The organism is Cupriavidus sp. 22TCCZM01-5, assembly GCF_057798915.1.
Genome location: NZ_JBYOJR010000037.1, coordinates 34,778 through 50,839 on the forward strand (window position 1 = coordinate 34,778; position 16,062 = coordinate 50,839).

General features: G+C 66.9%; 14 protein-coding genes, 1 tRNA gene and 2 pseudogenes. 6 read left to right on the forward strand and 11 right to left on the reverse strand.

What is annotated here, in order from left to right:
• Positions 1 to 19: 19 nt before the first annotated feature.
• The gene (locus AC3FNH_RS27015; protein WP_276098021.1) at positions 20 to 526 is read right to left on the reverse strand and encodes an outer membrane lipoprotein; all 507 of its coding nucleotides are present in this window, start codon (positions 524 to 526) and stop codon (positions 20 to 22) included.
• 237 nt (positions 527 to 763) lie between these two features.
• On the opposite strand from AC3FNH_RS27015, the gene AC3FNH_RS27020 reads away from it, so the two are divergent.
• Positions 764 to 853: transfer RNA gene (locus AC3FNH_RS27020), tRNA-Ser, on the forward strand.
• A gap of 243 nt (positions 854 to 1,096) precedes the next feature.
• Here AC3FNH_RS27020 and AC3FNH_RS27025 read toward each other — a convergent pair.
• From AC3FNH_RS27025 to AC3FNH_RS27050, 6 genes are all read right to left on the reverse strand, one after another.
• Positions 1,097 to 1,369 carry a helix-turn-helix domain-containing protein gene (locus AC3FNH_RS27025; protein WP_488722273.1) on the reverse strand — a complete coding sequence of 91 codons (273 nt, stop codon included), beginning with the start codon at positions 1,367 to 1,369 and terminating at the stop codon, positions 1,097 to 1,099.
• A gap of 124 nt (positions 1,370 to 1,493) precedes the next feature.
• Positions 1,494 to 1,985 (reverse strand): DUF411 domain-containing protein, encoded by a 492-nt coding sequence (locus AC3FNH_RS27030; protein ID WP_488722247.1) that lies wholly within the window; start codon positions 1,983 to 1,985, stop codon positions 1,494 to 1,496.
• A 42-nt stretch (positions 1,986 to 2,027) separates the two neighbouring features.
• Complete coding sequence (gene copD, locus AC3FNH_RS27035) at positions 2,028 to 2,939, reverse strand: copper homeostasis membrane protein CopD (protein WP_276098024.1); 912 nt, start codon at positions 2,937 to 2,939, stop codon at positions 2,028 to 2,030.
• A gap of 4 nt (positions 2,940 to 2,943) precedes the next feature.
• Complete coding sequence (gene copC / locus AC3FNH_RS27040; RefSeq protein ID WP_488722248.1) at positions 2,944 to 3,330, reverse strand: copper homeostasis periplasmic binding protein CopC; 387 nt, start codon at positions 3,328 to 3,330, stop codon at positions 2,944 to 2,946.
• Between the two features lie 60 nt (positions 3,331 to 3,390).
• A complete protein-coding gene (locus AC3FNH_RS27045) occupies positions 3,391 to 4,413 on the reverse strand; it encodes a copper resistance protein B (protein WP_276098027.1) in 1,023 nt (340 codons plus the stop codon).
• Complete coding sequence (locus tag AC3FNH_RS27050) at positions 4,413 to 6,227, reverse strand: copper resistance system multicopper oxidase (protein ID WP_488722249.1); 1,815 nt, start codon at positions 6,225 to 6,227, stop codon at positions 4,413 to 4,415. The genes AC3FNH_RS27045 and AC3FNH_RS27050 overlap by 1 nt, the downstream gene beginning before the upstream one ends.
• Before the next feature lie 196 nt (positions 6,228 to 6,423).
• Here AC3FNH_RS27050 and AC3FNH_RS27055 point away from each other — a divergent pair, with 196 nt between their 5' ends.
• Positions 6,424 to 7,110 (forward strand): heavy metal response regulator transcription factor, encoded by a 687-nt coding sequence (locus AC3FNH_RS27055; protein ID WP_276098029.1) that lies wholly within the window; start codon positions 6,424 to 6,426, stop codon positions 7,108 to 7,110.
• A gap of 11 nt (positions 7,111 to 7,121) precedes the next feature.
• Entirely contained in the window at positions 7,122 to 8,567 is a 1,446-nt protein-coding gene (locus AC3FNH_RS27060) for a heavy metal sensor histidine kinase (protein ID WP_488722274.1), read from the forward strand.
• On the opposite strand, the gene AC3FNH_RS27065 is transcribed toward AC3FNH_RS27060, so the two are convergent.
• The 4 genes and pseudogenes from AC3FNH_RS27065 to AC3FNH_RS27080 all read right to left on the reverse strand — a co-directional run bounded on the left by AC3FNH_RS27065 (position 8,524) and on the right by AC3FNH_RS27080 (position 11,458).
• Positions 8,524 to 8,883, reverse strand: coding sequence for a hypothetical protein (locus AC3FNH_RS27065; protein WP_488722250.1), 360 nt, complete (start codon positions 8,881 to 8,883; stop codon positions 8,524 to 8,526). The two genes, AC3FNH_RS27060 and AC3FNH_RS27065, sit on opposite strands and share 44 nt — an antisense overlap.
• A gap of 31 nt (positions 8,884 to 8,914) precedes the next feature.
• Positions 8,915 to 10,080 (reverse strand): annotated as a pseudogene (locus AC3FNH_RS27070) (osmoprotectant ABC transporter ATP-binding protein OsmV).
• Positions 10,081 to 10,091: 11 nt separating this feature from the next.
• Positions 10,092 to 10,718: pseudogene (locus AC3FNH_RS27075) on the reverse strand (glycine betaine ABC transporter substrate-binding protein); the annotation flags it as partial.
• 23 nt (positions 10,719 to 10,741) lie between these two features.
• On the reverse strand, positions 10,742 to 11,458 hold the full coding sequence (locus tag AC3FNH_RS27080; RefSeq protein WP_488722251.1) for an ABC transporter permease: 717 nt from the start codon (positions 11,456 to 11,458) through the stop codon (positions 10,742 to 10,744).
• Between the two features lie 681 nt (positions 11,459 to 12,139).
• Between AC3FNH_RS27080 and AC3FNH_RS27085 the strand changes: the two genes are divergently transcribed.
• The 3 genes from AC3FNH_RS27085 to AC3FNH_RS27095 all read left to right on the forward strand — a co-directional run bounded on the left by AC3FNH_RS27085 (position 12,140) and on the right by AC3FNH_RS27095 (position 16,058).
• Positions 12,140 to 13,069 (forward strand): pirin family protein, encoded by a 930-nt coding sequence (locus AC3FNH_RS27085; RefSeq protein ID WP_488722252.1) that lies wholly within the window; start codon positions 12,140 to 12,142, stop codon positions 13,067 to 13,069.
• 309 nt (positions 13,070 to 13,378) lie between these two features.
• Positions 13,379 to 14,956, forward strand: a complete 1,578-nt coding sequence (locus AC3FNH_RS27090; RefSeq protein ID WP_488722253.1) for an ABC transporter ATP-binding protein — start codon at positions 13,379 to 13,381, stop codon at positions 14,954 to 14,956.
• Complete coding sequence (locus AC3FNH_RS27095; protein WP_276098033.1) at positions 14,949 to 16,058, forward strand: ABC transporter permease; 1,110 nt, start codon at positions 14,949 to 14,951, stop codon at positions 16,056 to 16,058. The genes AC3FNH_RS27090 and AC3FNH_RS27095 overlap by 8 nt, the downstream gene beginning before the upstream one ends.
• Positions 16,059 to 16,062: the final 4 nt, after the last annotated feature.

Here is a 16,062-nt window from a genome sequence, read left to right on the forward strand (position 1 = left end):
TGGTCGACCTTAACCGGGATCAGTACGGCACGGCCATGTCATTGGCCACGCGGGCGCGCATGCCGACCTGCAAGTTGCCAAGGTTGCTCTGCGTCACGGTGGCAACCCGGCCATCGTCGAGCCGGACATTGACGCGATAGGCGGTTTGCGTATTGCTCCCCGCACGCTTCTCGATCTGGTTGCCGGCCACGGCGCCAAGCACCGCACCACCGATCGTCGCCGCGGTCTGTCCGGTGCCACCGCCGACCTGGTGTCCCAGCAGCCCGCCTGCGGCACCGCCAATCACGGTGCCGAGAAGACCGGAGCTGTTTTGCGTGCTGGTAATCGGCTCGATGGATTCCACGCGTCCGTAGTACACCGAACCTGCCGGCGCCTGCGTGGCATAGCCGCCGTTGCTGGTCTGCGGCGGGGGCGGAGCGTTGTAGCCGGTGTTGTACCCATTGTTGTAAGGCGCCGCACAACCGGCCAGCCCGATTGCAGCCAGCACGGCCGCAAGCGCCATCCGATTCTTCGACTTGCTTTGCATCTGGAATTCTCCTCTGTTGCCAGGTGAAGCCGGGAAAACAGCACTTAAGCAGATCCCGGCACACCGGTATGAGCCGTGCGGCAGGCATAAGGTTCCGCCGTGTCAGACAGGCTCCGACAACAGGGATCACCAGATTCACCCAAGGAAGCGCCCGGGCCTTGTATAATGCGCGTCCTGTACTGGCCCTTGCGGCCAGCGGCATGTCGCGCGAACCGCGCTACAGTGCCGGCACTCTATGGAAGCGTGGCCGAGTGGTTTAAGGCAGCAGTCTTGAAAACTGCCGATGGGGTGACCCATCCGTGAGTTCGAATCTCACCGCTTCCGCCATTCCTCATTCCACGGCGTTCCGATACCTTCCCAAGAACCACCCGCATACGCAACCGCGCGCTGCGGTTCAAGGTCACGATCGGCGGGCAGGCGGTCATCCGCGGGTATCGGCACACGTGCCTCTGGCACGGCGCAAGAAAGCCATGACTCCGCGCTGGCTCAATTGGACAGGGTCCGAGGTATGCGGAAGGCAGAATCGAATAGATGCGCTTATAGCGCAGCCGACAGCCTGGCCACCGGGTGTCAGAAGTCGAGCTGCTGCGGGAAGATCCCGAGGGCAGCCGCGATCTTCTCGCGCGAGGAGCGGCGCAGCTCGTCGCGCGCTTCCTGCTGCGCGTAGGCACCCTGCGTGATGCCCAGCTTCGCAGCCACCTCGGCCTGGGTGAAGCCAAGATGCTCGCGCCATGCCTTCACGGGCGTCGCACCGTCGACGGTACGACCCACCACTTCGTTCGGGATCATGTTGGGGCCAGCGATGCCTCGCGCGATCGCCGCGTCTTCAAGGGGCGTCGGCATCGTGAGCTTAGATTTTCTGTTCATAGTCGCGTACCTCACGGGAGTTTGCCTTGCGCAGGCTTAGTGCCCGCAGCCAGTCGCCTCGCAGTACGAACACCAGGCAATGCAGCCCATGGCACGGCTGTCAATTGCCCTGGGAATAGGCCTGGAAAACCTTCGCCTTGCCATCCCGCATCACCAGCAGCACCTCATACGGCGTCTTGCGTCCGCCATACTCCGGCCCGTCCATGCCCGGCGATCCCAGTGGCATGCCCGGCACCGCCAGGCCCACCGCGGCGGGTCGCTCACGCAACAGGCGGCGAATCTCGCGCGCCGGCACATGCCCTTCGAGCGCATAGCCTTCGACTACCGCGGTATGGCACGACCCGTAGCGCTCAGGCATGCCCGCCTTGCTGCGCGCGGCGGGGAGATCATCCACTTCATAAGTCGTGACCTGGAAGCCGTTGGCCTGCAGATGCGACACCCAGTCCTTGCAGCAACCGCACGCGGGAGATTTCCAGACCTTGACCGCAGTCGCGGACGGCGAAGCCCCGGCCCAGGCGGCAGCGGGCAACAGCGCCAGCGCGGCGAGAACGGTCCGGCGAAGAGAGTTGGTGACAACAGGTTCGGCTTTCATGGATCGGAATGGAATACAGGTTCAGGGAATGGGCCGGCAGGATCAGTGCCCGGGAGACAGCGTTCCAAGCCATGCCACGAGCCACAGCACGATCATGGCACACGCCGACTCGCACCATACGCTTCGGCGCAACGCAAGCACGGCGCCGTCGTCGCGCGTGTGCACGGCTCGCGCCAGCCGCGGCGCCAGGCGGTAGCGATTCATGGCCGCCAGCCCCAGCATCGCGCCGAACAGCGCAAGCTTGGCCAGCAACAGCCCGCCGTAGGGCGCAGACAGCAAGCCGGACAGGTCCGGCCCGGCGATCAAGGTGTAGTTGGCAATACCGGTCACCACCAGCGTGGCGACGATGCCGGCACCGATACGGGAAAATCCGCTCGCGACGCGGCTCAACTCGGCCACACCAACGCTTGTCGTGGCGTGTTGCGGCAGCGACAGCCACACAAAGACGGCCAGTGCGCCCACCCACGCGCCGGCCGCCAGCAGATGCACGATGTCCGCCGGCAGATGGATCGCGCGCTGCACGCCTTCGCTCATGGCTCCGTGCCCTCCCCAGGCCAGCGTGGCCAATGCGATGGCCGCGGCCAGCGGCAATACGATGCGCGTCGCCTGCCACTGGCGCGGCGCCCCGCTTGCGATCAGGCAGACGAGCAGCGCCAGCATCCGCACCTGCCACGCAACGCCCAGGCCAGTCTCGGTCACGATCATGCGGACGGTCTCGCCATCGATGGCCAGGTATGACTCCTCGCCCATCATGGTCCTGGCGGCCACCAGCAGGCCAAGCACGGAAAGCACGATGCCCGCCGCCGCCATGAACGCGGTGGCGCGCTTCCCGTACGTGGCCAGGTGCGCGTCCACACGCAGTAACCACATTGCCGCAAGCGGCACGCCGAACAGCAGCGTCAGGTCGACATACAGCGCATAACGCAGGGCAACGGTCGCCCAGTCAGCGTCCATCGGCTTATTTCACGGTGAACGAGAGCTTGCCGCTGACAGGATGCGTGTCGGACGCCACCGCGCGCCAGTCCAGGCGGTAGGTACCCGGCACAAGCGGGCTGACCGGAGTGATCACCATCGTCTTCGGGTCGTCCCCGGCCGAGACGCGGGTAGCCACGTTCATGGGTGCATGGTCCGCCATGCCGGGCATGCCCGTCATGACGAGCTTGGCGCCGGACACGCGTGCAACAAGGCTTTCCGAGAACCGCAGCTCGATCCGCGCGGGCGCCGCGATCTCGGCGCTGTCGGCCGGCACGGACGCAAGCAGTTGCGGATGAGCGAACGCTTGGCCGCCTGCGAGCAGGGCCGATACGGCAAGCAAGCATTTAGCAGTGGTACGGATGTCGAACATGGGGGCCCTTTGATGATGATTTAACTGATGATTTAACGACCGGCTTGCCTACAGCATGCCTCAGAACCAGACCCGCACGCCAGCCACGAAGCGGGTCTCGCCACTGCGGCCGCCGGCGGTCCTGACCATGTCCGACGTATTGCCGAAGGTCTGGTACCGCTCGACGCCGATGTAGGGCGCGAACTGGCGGTTGATTTCATAGCGCAGGCGCAGCCCCGCGGTGCCGTTTGACAGGCCGCTGCCGGTACCGGTCTCGGGATCGTTCTTGCCATACAGATTGGCCTCGATGCGCGGCTGCAGGATCAGGCGCTGCGTGATCAGCAGTTCGTACTCGGCTGACAGGCGCAGCGCGGTGCGCCCGCTGTCGCCCACGTAGGCGGTGGCATCGACTTCGAACCAGTACGGCGCCAGGCCCTGCACGCCGAACGCTATCCAGTTGCGCGCCGGGCGCCCGCTGCCCACGTCATTGCGCCAGCCAAGCTGCGTGTCCCAGTAGGGAGCGATGGCGTGGCCCCACAGCAGTTCGGTGCGCGCATCGTGCACCTTGCCGCCCGCGGCTTCGCCTTCGGTCTTGATGACGAGCCGGTTGTAGGTGCCCCCGATCCAGGCCTGTGCTTCCCAGTTCGCGGCGTTGGCGCCGTTGGCATGTGCCCACTCCAGCCGGTCGATGAGTACCGCGGCAAACGTGTGCTCGTCCGCCATGTGCAGATGGCGCGTGGGGCCCAGCGCGTACTTTCCTGCGCCAAGCTGGTAGCCACCCGAGTACGCGTGCGGGTCGCGCGCGTCGGGCGGCGCACTCCCACCCTGCATCTTCATGTCGCCATGGTCCGTGGCAGGCACGGAATTGGGCTGAGGCATCGGTGCAGTGGGCGCGGAGCCCTCTTCCATGCTCTGCATGCCTTCCATGCCATCGTCTTCCACGACGGGTGCGACCGCCCCCGAGTCGCTGGATGACTGATGTTGCTGATGCCCCGCATGCGGGTCCTGTGCCCAGGCCGATCCGATTCCCGCGGCCGCAAGGATCGCGGCGAGCAGCTTCCTGGTGCGCGCGTGCATGGCGGCGTTGCGTGCGAAGCGTGCCATCACGACACCACCACTTCGCGGAACATGCCCGCATCCATATGCAGCATCAGGTGGCAATGCCACGCCCAGCGGCCCAGCGCGTCGGCCGTGACCAGGAAACTGATGCGCTGTGCCGGCTGCACCGGGATCGTGTGCCGGCGCGCCAGGAACGTGCCGTCCGGCGCTTCCAGGTCGCTCCACATGCCGTGCATGTGCATCGGGTGGGTCATCATGGTGTCGTTGTGGAGGATGACGCGCAGCCGCTCGCCATGGCGAAAATGCACGGGTGTCGACTTGCCGAACTCGACGCCGTCGAACGACCAGGTGTAGCGCTCCATGTTGCCTGTCAGGTGCAGCTCGATCTCGCGCTCCGGCCCGCGTGGGTCCGGCGGTCCGCCCAGTGTGCGCATGTCGGCCAGCGTCAGCACGCGCCGTCCGTTGTTGCGCAGGCCGATGCCGGGGTCGTCGAGGTTCGTGCGCGGCGTGTCCACGCGCATGTCGGTGCCGGCGCCGTACTCGGTGCGCGCGTGGCGCACGGTCTTGCCCGGGACCTTGAGCGGATTGTCAGGCGCCGCGCCATGCGTCGCGTGCTGGCTGTGATCCATGGCCATGCTGCCGTGGTCCATGCCCTGCATGCCCGCATGGTCCGCGCCGTGCGTGGCGCCGTGTTGCATGCCGGCCATGTCGCCCATCATGTCGCCCATGGTCAGCCACTCGGCCTTGTCCAGTGCGGGCACCGGTGCCTGCATGCCATCGCGCACGCTCAGCGTGCCCCTGGCATAGCCAGTGCGGTCCATCGACTGGGCGAAGATCGTATAGGCCTCGTCGCGCGGCTCGACCACGACATCGCAGGTCTCGCCGGGTCCGAAGCGGAACTCGTCGACCGTCACGGGGTCGATGTTGATGCCGTCGACCTGCACCACCTTCAGCTTCAGGCCGGGGATACGCACGTCGAAGAAGGTATTGCCCGCGCCGTTGATCAGCCGCAGCCTCACCTTCTCGCCGGGCCGGAACTGCCCGGTCCAGTTGCCGGCTGGCGTCAGGCCGTTGGCCAGGTAGGTCAGCGTCGCGCCCGACAGGTCGGCGAGATCCGTCGGGCTCATGCGCATCTGGTTCCACATGCGGCGCTTGTCGAGTGCGGCCTTCAGGCCGTCGTTCGAAACGTCGCGGAAGAAATCGACCACCGTCGGCTGGTTGTAGTTGTAGTAGCCGCTCTGGACCTTCAGCTTCGACAGCACGCGCATCGGGTCCTCGTCGGTCCAGTCCGACAGCAGCAGCGTGTAATCGCGGTCGGCCCTCACCGGGTCTTCGCCGGCCGGGTCGATGATGATGCCGCCGTACAGTCCGGTCATCTCCTGGAAGCCGGAGTGCGAGTGGTACCAGTAGCTGCCGCTCTGCGCGACCTTGAAGCGGTATGTGAAAGTGTCCCCCGGGGCAATGCCGCCAAAGCTGATGCCGGGCACGCCATCCATCTGGTACGGCAGGATGATGCCGTGCCAGTGGATCGAGGTCGGTTCGCGCAGGCGGTTGGTCACGCGGATGGTGACGGTCTCGCCTTCGCGCCAGCGCAGCGTTGGGCCAGGCAGCATGCCGTTGACGGTGGTGGCCACGCCGGGCTGGCCGGTAAAGTTGACCACCGATTCGTCGACGACGAGATCGAACTCGGTGCCGCGCAGCACCGGCGCCGTGCCGAAGGAGGTCGCGCCCGGCTGCGCCCATGCCGTCCCATGCCAGGCCGGCAGGCCCGCAAGCACGCCACCGGCCGCCAGGCCCTGCACGAAGCGCCGGCGGGACAGGTTGGGCAGCAGCAGGCCGGTGGAGGGATCGCGTCGCATGGGAAATCAGTCCTTGGAGAGTCGGCAGCCGCACTTGTGAGCGGCAAGCAAAGCATACGCAAAGCCAGGGAACATGCACATGACCCCGAAATTACAATCCGGTAATCTTCATGTCATCTTGATGTTCATTGCCCTGGGCTACAGTGGCCGGTCGCCAGCGGCGTGCGGTGCATGGCGGGCAACAAGGAAAGCGCAGATGAAACTGCTGGTAGTGGAGGACGAGGCCAAGACCGGTGAATACCTCCGGCAGGGCCTGACCGAGGCGGGCTTCGTGGTGGACCTGGCCGCCAACGGCCTGGACGGCCACCATCTGGCCATGAGCGAGGTCTACGACCTGATCATCCTGGACGTGATGCTGCCCGACGTGGATGGCTGGCGCATTGTGCAGACGCTGCGCGCGGCCGACAACCGCGTTCCGGTGCTGTTCCTGACCGCGCGCGACAGCGTGGCCGACCGCGTCAAGGGACTGGAACTCGGTGCGGACGACTACCTCGTCAAGCCGTTCGCCTTCGCCGAACTGCTGGCACGCGTGCGCACGCTGCTGCGCCGTGGCAGCGCGCAGGTGAGCGTGGAGCGCGTGCAGGTCGGCGACCTGGTGCTGGACCTGGCGCGCCGGCGCGCATCGCGCGGCGGGCGCCGCATCGTGCTGACCAGCAAGGAGTTCTCGCTGCTGGAATTGCTGGTGCGCCGGCGCGGCGAGGTGTTGCCGCGCTCGCTGATCGCCTCGCAGGTGTGGGACATGAATTTCGACAGCGATAGCAATGTCATCGATGTCGCCATCCGCCGATTGCGCGCCAAGATCGACGACGATTTCGACACCAAGCTGATCCAGACCGTACGCGGCATGGGATACGTGCTCGAAGACCCCGAGGAAGCGGCGTGATGGGCGACGCGATGCGGCGCTTCTCGCTGACGACGCGCCTGACCGCGCTGTTCTGCCTGTCGTCGGCTGGCGTGCTGCTCGGGCTCGGCATCCTGATCGCGACAGCCATGGACCGGCATTTCGCGGAAGAGGACTTTGCGAGCCTGGGCGACAACGTCCGCCTGATCCAGCGGATCGTCACCGAGAACGCCTCGGCGTCGATGCCCGAGCAACTGGCCCTGGCGCTGGAGCACCATCCCGGCTTCATCGCCCAAGTCAGCGCGGCCGACGGCCGGACCCTGTACACCAGCCACGGCTTCGATTTCCAGACCGCGCTTGGCACCGCCGCGGTTCTGCCGGCCGGGCGCGAGAACTTTGTCTGGGAACAGGATGGCAAGAGCTACCGGGGCCTGCGCGCCACCGCGCAAGCCACGGGCGGGCTGGCGGCGCCACTGACCATCGTGGTCGGCATGGACACCGAGATCCATGCGCATTTCATGCGTGCATTCCGTCGTTCGCTGGTCTTCTACGTCGCGCTGGCCGCGCTGGCCAGCGGCCTGCTCGGCTGGTGGGCCGCCCGGCGCGGGCTGGCACCGCTGCGCACCATGGCCACGCGCGCACGCGCCGTGACCGCGCACAAGCTCGACGCGCGCATGCCGGTGGAAGCGGTGCCGGTGGAAATGGCGGACCTGGCGGCGACGCTGAATGCGATGCTGGAGCGCTTGCAGCGCGATTTCGAACGACTCTCCGAGTTCTCGTCCGACCTTGCGCATGAACTGCGTACGCCGCTTACCAACCTGATGACGCAGACGCACGTCGTGCTCTCGCAACCGCGCGCGGCAGAAAAGTACCGCGATGTGCTGGCATCGAACGCCGAAGAACTCCAGCGCCTGACGCGCATGGTGTCGGACATGCTCTACCTGGCCCAGATGGAACACGGTCTCACCCTGCCCTGCGCCGAGCCGATCGACGCGGCGGTCGAAGTCCATGCGCTGTTCGAGTTCTACGAAGCACTGGCCGAGGACAAGCACGTGCGCCTGGCGTCGCGCGGCGAGGGGCGCTTCGTGGGCGACAGGCTGATGCTGCGCCGCGCGCTCAGCAACTTGCTGTCCAACGCCCTGCGCTATACGCCGCCGGGAGGCAGCATCACGGTGGAAATCGATGACGGTGCCGATGGGGTCGCCATTGCCGTGGAGAATGAAGGCCAGGAAATCCGGCCGGACTTGCTGCCCGTGATCTTCGACCGCTTCTCGCGCGGCGACAGGTCTCGCGTCCGTCCGGAGTCGGACAGCGTGGGACTGGGATTGTCGATCACGCGCGCGATCATGGCCGCGCATGGGGGAACCATCGCCGTGCAGTCGGCGGGTGGCAAGACACGCTTTACGCTCACCTTCCGGCGGCAGGCGGCGCCAGCCACGGCGGCGGCGTGTGCCGTCATTCGCTCGCCGTCAGCAGGCGGTACGCGTCGTCTTCCGTGATCTTGAGCCGGTAGCTGGTTGCCAGCAGGCGCGCCAGGGTGCGCGCCGCGCCGGGCGGACTGTGCCGCAGTTGCTCGCGATAGGCCTCGACCTCATAGCGCAACCGCCAGCGGCGGCTGAGCAGATAGCGCACACCCATCAGGCCCCAGCTGCGCCAGAACTGGCGCACGTGCACCTTCTCATGCTCGATCAGCGCGTGGCTGGCACCGGGGCGCAACAGGATCAGCGGCCCTGGCGTGAAGCCGTCAAACCCGCGCGGCACCAGCCAGCGGGTTTCGATCATCAGGCACAGAGGGGAGCGGCAATAGCGGACCATGGCACCAGCATAGCGCGAACCGCCCCGGGGTTCACGCTGCGGCGCGCAGAGCTTCGTGCGGCGGCTGGATGAGCGGCGCGCTGCCGCGCGAGCGGCCCGAGCTGAGATAGCCCGCAATCGAATCCTGCGTCACTTCGCCAAGGTACGCGCCGTCTGCGTCCACCACCGGCAGCCAGCTCGTGTTGTGCTGGTACATGCGCGACAGCAGGATGCGCAGATGCTCGTCGGATGTGGCCGTGGCGGGAAACGCACGCATCGCGTCGCGGCAGAGGCCGCTGCCCGCGCGCGCATCACGGCGCGTGACGTAGCCAAGCGCGCGCTGTGCATCGTCGACCACCGGCAGGTGGCGCACGTCGGCGTCGTCCATCACGCCGAGCGCGTCGTACAGCGCCATGTCCGGCCGGCAGCTCGGCGGCATGGTGGCCGCATCGCCGGCGCTCACGAGCAGCAGGCGCTTGAGTGTGTTGTCGTGGCCGACAAAGGCCTGCACGAACGCATCGGCCGGATGCGCCAGCAGCGCGTCCGGATGATCGAACTGCACCAGCTTGCCGCGCCGGAACACCGCCACCTTGCTGGCAAGCTTGATGGCCTCGTCGATATCGTGCGAGACCATGATCACGGGTCTTGCCGAGCTGGCGCTGCATCTGCAGGAATTCGTTCTGGATGCTTTCGCGATTGATCGGATCGACCGCGCCGAAGGGCTCGTCCATCAGCAGCACCGGCGCGTCGGCCGCGAGCGCGCGGATCACGCCGATGCGCTGCTGCTGCCCGCCCGACAGCTCGCGCGGATAGCGCGACAGCATGCCGCCGGGGTCGAGCTGCACCATCGACATCAGCTCGCGCGCGCTCGTGGCAGCGGCGCTTGTCCCAGCCCAGCATGCGCGGCACCACCATGATGTTCTCTTCGATGGTCATGTTCGGGAACAGGCCGATCTGCTGGATCACGTAGCCGATCTTGCGGCGCAGCGCCACGCCGTCGATGCCGACGGTGTCCTCGCCGTCGATGCGCACCGTGCCCGAGGTCGGCTCGATCAGCCGGTTGATCATCTTCAGCGTGGTGGTCTTGCCGCAGCCCGACGGCCCGAGGAACACGCAGATTTCCCCGCGCGGCACCGTCAGCGAGACAGCATCCACGGCCCGCACTTCAGTGCCATCCTTCTGCGGGAAGGCCTTGGTGAGTTGGTCGAGTTCGATCATAGTCGGATTCCTTTAATCACGTCGCGGCGCGTGAACGGCAGCCTGTACCGGGCCTTGAGCGGGTCCAGGCCATCCGGCCGTGCGGCGAATTCCATATCCACTGCGAACGGATGTTGCGCGCCCTCGCCGCCCTTGCGCATCTTCTCTGCATAGGCCGACAGCGTAGTCACGCCGCTCGCCTGCGCACGCGCCTTCGGCATGGCCAGCGCATAGGTGTTGTTGATGCCCGACGGCTCCAGCCAGACCAGGCCGCGGGCCGCGTCCAGCGCCTTTACGCGGGCGTAGCTCTCCTTCGCGTCGAGCTTTTCCTCGACCTTGTTGAAGACGATCAGCGCGGTGCCGGTGTAGTCCCACACCACGTCGAGCTGGCCGCTCTCCAGGGCCTGGCGCATCAGCGTGCTGCCCAGGCCCGCGGTCAGTTCGGTGCCGATGCCCTTGGCGCGCAGATACTGCGACGTCAGCGACGACAGGATCAGTTGCTCGGTGAAGTTCTTGCCGCCCACGCGCACCGGCACGGCTTCGGCCGCGGGCGCCTGCGCGCGGGCCGGCGCGGAACTCAGCAGCACGGCGGCGAGCACGGTGCCCACCAGCATGAAGGCCCAGAAGGCGCGGCGTTCGCGGTCTCGTTTCGGTTCCATTCGGTTCTCCTCCCGGCCGCCATTCATCGCGCCAGGCCCCGGCGGCGCAGGTACAGGTTGCCGGCGCCGGCAAAGAGCGCGTCCAGCGCCAGCGCCAGCAGCGCGGTGGCGGCGGCGCCGAGCAGCAGCAACGGCTGGTTGTTCAGGTAGATGCCCGGGAAGATCAGTTCGCCGAGGCTGTTGGCGCCGATCAGGAACGACAGCGGCACGGTGCCCACGTTGATCACCAGGCTGATGCGGATGCCCGCCAGCATCACCGGCAGCGCATTCGGCAGCTCCACGCGCAGCAGCCGCTGGCACGGCGTCATGCCGATGCCGCGCGCGGCTTCGCGCAGCGTGGGCGAGACATTGCGCAGGCCTTCGTAGGTATTGCGCACGATCGGCAGCAGCGACGCGAGCCACAGTGCCAGGATGGCCGGCCGCTCGCCGATGCCGAGCGCGGCCAGCGCCAGTGCCAGTACCGCCAGCGACGGCACCGTGTTGCCGACGTTGAAGACCTGCATCAGCCGGTCTGCCCAGCGGCGCATGCACGGACGGCTCAGCGCGATGCCGGCCGGAATGCCGGTGGCCAGTGCCAGCGCCATCGAATACGCGACCAGCCGCAGGTGGTCGGCCACGTCATAGAGCAGGCGATCCTGGTGCTGGCGAATGACGTCCGCGCCGATCCAGGCAACCAGTCCGCCCAATGCCAGCGCGGTCAGGCATCCCCAGGCGAACACACGCATGGATTGCTTTGACATATCTCCCCTCGCCGCGAATCGAAAGCGGACAAAAAACCACTTTCCGTTCGCGGAAAACAATATGGGCTAGGCGGCCGTGAGTTGGGGGAGCCGCCGTCCCGGTTCAGATTGCATTGCCGCCATGACCGGCACGATTGCCGGCGGACGGGCTTTTGGACTTCCACACCATGGGTGGGAAGCCCGGTTGACGGGATGCCGCGGCGTTGCTCGCGGCGCACCCCTGAAGCGGCGCACCCGGGTCGGTTGATTACCGGAAGGCAGGTGGCCAGGGCAGCGCTGAAAGTGAAGAGGTCGACGCGCCACCGAATTCATCGGGCCGTTGCCAGACAAGGCCTGGCGGCTTAGCCAGGCAAGTCAATCCACAGCAACGGATGACAAAGATATACGCATCTTCATCGATCTTGTCATTTCCGCCTATCCAGCCACCTTCCGGACGGGTCTTTAGCCCTGCTCGAAAGACGTGCGCACCCCCCGCTGCGGAGCCCGCAAAAGTGGCTCCGACCGTTGCCGTGCTGGCTTGAATCCGTGGATATTGCGCGCATGGATAGAACAATGTGTTGCCTGCGCGCCCTCTACTCTTTCGCGGCCAAACCTCTACATTGTCGGTGTAGCTGAACACGACGCGGCCCGATGCAGGCAGCAGCAATGCCCGCCAGACGGCCCGCCAACCGGAGAAAGTTCATGGACACCCGCAACCCTCTCGCCACCGTTCCGGCCACCGCCCAGGAATCCGTGCAGCGCTCCCGCACCGTGGACCGTGTCGTGCGCGGCATCGCCACCTCGGACGGCGCCGGCGTCAAGCTGACGCGCGTGCTGACGCAGAACCTGCAGCGCCGGCTGGACCCGTTCCTGATGCTCGATGCCTTCGGCACCGACAGCAAGGACGACTACATCGGCGGCTTCCCCGATCACCCGCATCGCGGCTTCGAGACCATCACCTACATGCTGGCCGGCCGCATGCGCCACCGTGACAGCGCCGGCAATGAGGGCCTGCTCGAGAACGGCGGCGCGCAGTGGATGGTGGCGGGCGCCGGCGTGGTGCACTCGGAAATGCCCGAGCAGGAAGACGGCCGCATGGAAGGCTTCCAGCTCTGGCTGAACCTGCCCGCGGCGGACAAGATGACCGCCCCGTGGTACCGCGACATGCCCGCCGCCTCGATCCCGACCGTGGCGCTGGACAACGGCGGCACCGTGCGCGTGCTGGCCGGAGCCTCGCACGGCGTGTCCGGCGCGGTAACGCGCCCGGTGACGGAACCGGTCTACCTTGACGTGCACCTTCCTGCCGGCCAACAGTTCCGGCAGGCGCTGCCGGCCGGGCACAACGCCTTCGTCTATGTGTACCGGGGCGAGGTGTCGATCGGTGAAGGCAGCGAGAAGGCGGTGGTCGAGTCGCAGCGCATGGGCGTGCTCGACAACGCCAGCACGGCAGATGGCGTGATCGTCAGCGCCGAAGCCGATGCCCACTTCCTGCTGATCGCCGGACAGCCGCTGGGCGAGCCGATCGCCCAGTATGGGCCGTTCGTGATGAACACGCAGGAGCAGATCTACCAGACGCTGGCGGACTTCCGCGACGGGCGTTTTGCGACGATCCCGGCTGCTACCGGGGCCTGAACCCCGCCTGCCACGACCCTCGCGCCAGGGCCCCGAAGCGCTTCAGACCGCCGCCCTCCGAAAGGAGAGCGGCGGTTTTTCTTTGCGATCCCCGGCATGCGACTTGCAACCACCCGCCAACCGTTGCGGCGCTTGGACAAACCCCGGAAACCAGCCGCCACGGAGCCACGCACTTATATAATTCTTAACCAATATCGTGCATCACGAAATCATGATGAATGCTGCAATGCGTCGCGGCGATGCTGCGCCACGCACTGCTGCTGAATGCCTGCCTTCCACGTTGCTGCCATAACAACCCGAGCCGCCTCAGTGACATCACAACACCCTCCCAGGCTGGCGCTAGCCCATATCAGCAAGCGCTATCCCGGCGTCATCGCGAACGATGACATCAGCCTCAGCGTCGCCCCCGGCGAAATCCATGCCGTTCTGGGCGAAAACGGAGCCGGCAAATCCACCCTGATGAAGATCATCTTCGGCGCGGTCCGCCCGGACGCCGGCGAGATGCACTTCAACGGGGCACCGGTCACGATCAACAGCCCGCACGACGCCCGCAACCTGGGCATTGCCATGGTGTTCCAGCATTTCTCGCTGTTCGACACCCTGACCGTGACCGAGAACATCGCGCTGGGCCTGCCTGGCGGCCGCCAGGGCGCGGGCAGCAGCATGAAGCAGCTGGCCGAGCGCATCCGCGCCACCGCCGAGCGTTATGGCCTGCCGCTGGAACCGAACCGCCATGTCCATACGCTGTCGGTCGGCGAGCGGCAGCGCGTGGAGATCGTGCGCGCGCTGCTGGCCAACCCGCAGCTGCTGATCCTGGATGAGCCGACCTCGGTGCTGACGCCGCAAGCCGTGGAAACGCTGTTCGTCACGCTGCGCCAGCTCGCGGCCGAAGGCACCAGCATCCTCTACATCAGCCACAAGCTCGACGAAATCCGTGCGCTCTGCCATCACGCCACCGTGATGCGCATGGGCAAGGTCACCGGCGTGTGCGACCCGCGCCAGGAAAGCGCGGCCTCGCTGTCGCGCCTGATGATCGGCGGCGAGCCGCCGCGCGAAGCGCGCGTGACCGCGCAGCGCGGCGAGGTGCGCCTGAGCGTGCAGGAACTGTCGCTGCCGCGCGCGCATGCGTTCGCGACCGAGCTGCAGCGCATCTCGCTCGACGTGCACGCCGGCGAGATCGTCGGCATTGCCGGCGTATCGGGCAACGGTCAGCAGGAGCTGCTGGCCGCGCTGTCCGGGGAAGACACGCGCGTGGAAGCCGCCTCGGTGCGGCTCGCGGGCAAGCCGGTCGGCCGGCTCGATGCGCGCCAGCGGCGGCGCGCGGGGCTGGCCTTCGTGCCGGAAGAGCGGCTCGGGCGCGGCGCGGTGCCCGGCATGAGCCTGGCAACGAATACGCTGCTGTCGCACCAGACACCTCCATACGTACGCAACGGCATGATCTCGCCGAAGGCGGCGGCCGGCCTGGCCACTTCGATCATCAGCCGCTTCCGCGTGAAAGCGAGCGGGCCCGACGCGCTGGCCCGCAGCCTGTCCGGCGGCAACCTGCAGAAATTCATCGTCGGCCGCGAGATCGAAAGCGGACCCAAGGTGCTGATCGTCGCGCAGCCGACCTGGGGCGTCGATGTCGGCGCCGCCGCGCAGATCCACAACGAGATCCTCGCGCTCAAGGCCACCGGCTGCGCGATCCTGGTGGTCTCGGAAGAACTCGACGAGCTGTTCGCGATCTGCGACCGGCTGCACGTCATCGCCAAGGGCCACCTGTCGCCATCGATCCCGGCCGAGACCGCCACGCGCGAACAGATCGGCCTGTGGATGAGCGGCCTGTGGGAAGGCGGACCGGCGCAGTCGCGCGACGCCCACGCAGCGGAGGTGGCCAGCCATGGCTGAGATGCGCTCGCTCCTGCCCCGCTCCCCCATCACGCTGGCGCCGCGCGGCCTGCCGTCGCGGAGCATGGCCTATGCCTCGCCGGTGATCGCGCTCGCGCTCACGCTGCTGTTCGGCGCGCTGCTGTTCCTGGCGCTCGGCAAGGACCCGATGGCCGCGCTCAAGGTGTTCCTCGCGGATCCGCTCCGGGACAAGCGCGCGATTGGCGAAGTCCTGCTCAAGACCGTGCCGCTGGTGCTGTGCGCGCTGGGCCTGTCGGTCTGCTACCGCGCCAATGTGTGGAACATCGGCGCGGATGGCCAGCTTATCGCCGGCGGCATTTTCGCGGGAGCCACGGTGCTGTTCTTCGATGTGCCAGGCCAGACGCTGAACGGAACCGTCGTGCTGATGCTGGCTTCGCTCGCGGGCGTGATCGGCGGCATGGCCTGGGCGTCGATCACGGCGCTGCTCAAGGACCGCTTCAACGCCAACGAGATCCTGGTCTCGCTGATGCTCACGTACATCGCGCAGCAGCTCATGCTATGGGTCGTCAATGGACCGCTCAAGGATCCCAACGGCATGAACTTTCCGCAGTCCAGGGTGTTCTCGTCCGAATACCTGCTGCCGAACCTGATGTCCGGCTCGCGCCTGCATGCGGGCTTTGCGGTGATGCTGGTGCTGGTCGCGGTGATGACGGTGTTCGTTTTCCGCAGCTTCGCCGGCTACCGCCTGCAGGTCGGCGGCACCGCGCCGGCCGCCGCGCGCTATGCCGGCTTTTCATCGCGCAGCGCGCTGTGGAGCGCCCTGCTGATCTCGGGCGCCACCGCGGGCCTGGCCGGCGCGTTCGAAGTCACCGGCCCGATCGGCCAACTGCTGCCGTCGATCTCGCCTGGCTACGGCTTCACGGCCATCATCGTCGCGTTCGTCGGCCGCCTGCATCCGGTCGGCACCGTGTTCGGCGGCATCATGATGTCGCTGTTCTATATCGGCGGCGAAATGGCGCAATCGCGGCTGGGCTTGCCGTCGGCCATCGGCTGGGTGTTCCAGGGCATGCTGCTGTTCTTCCTGCTGGCCTGCGACACCCTCATCGAAAACCGCCTGCGCTGGCGCGCCACGGCAGCCTGAGCGG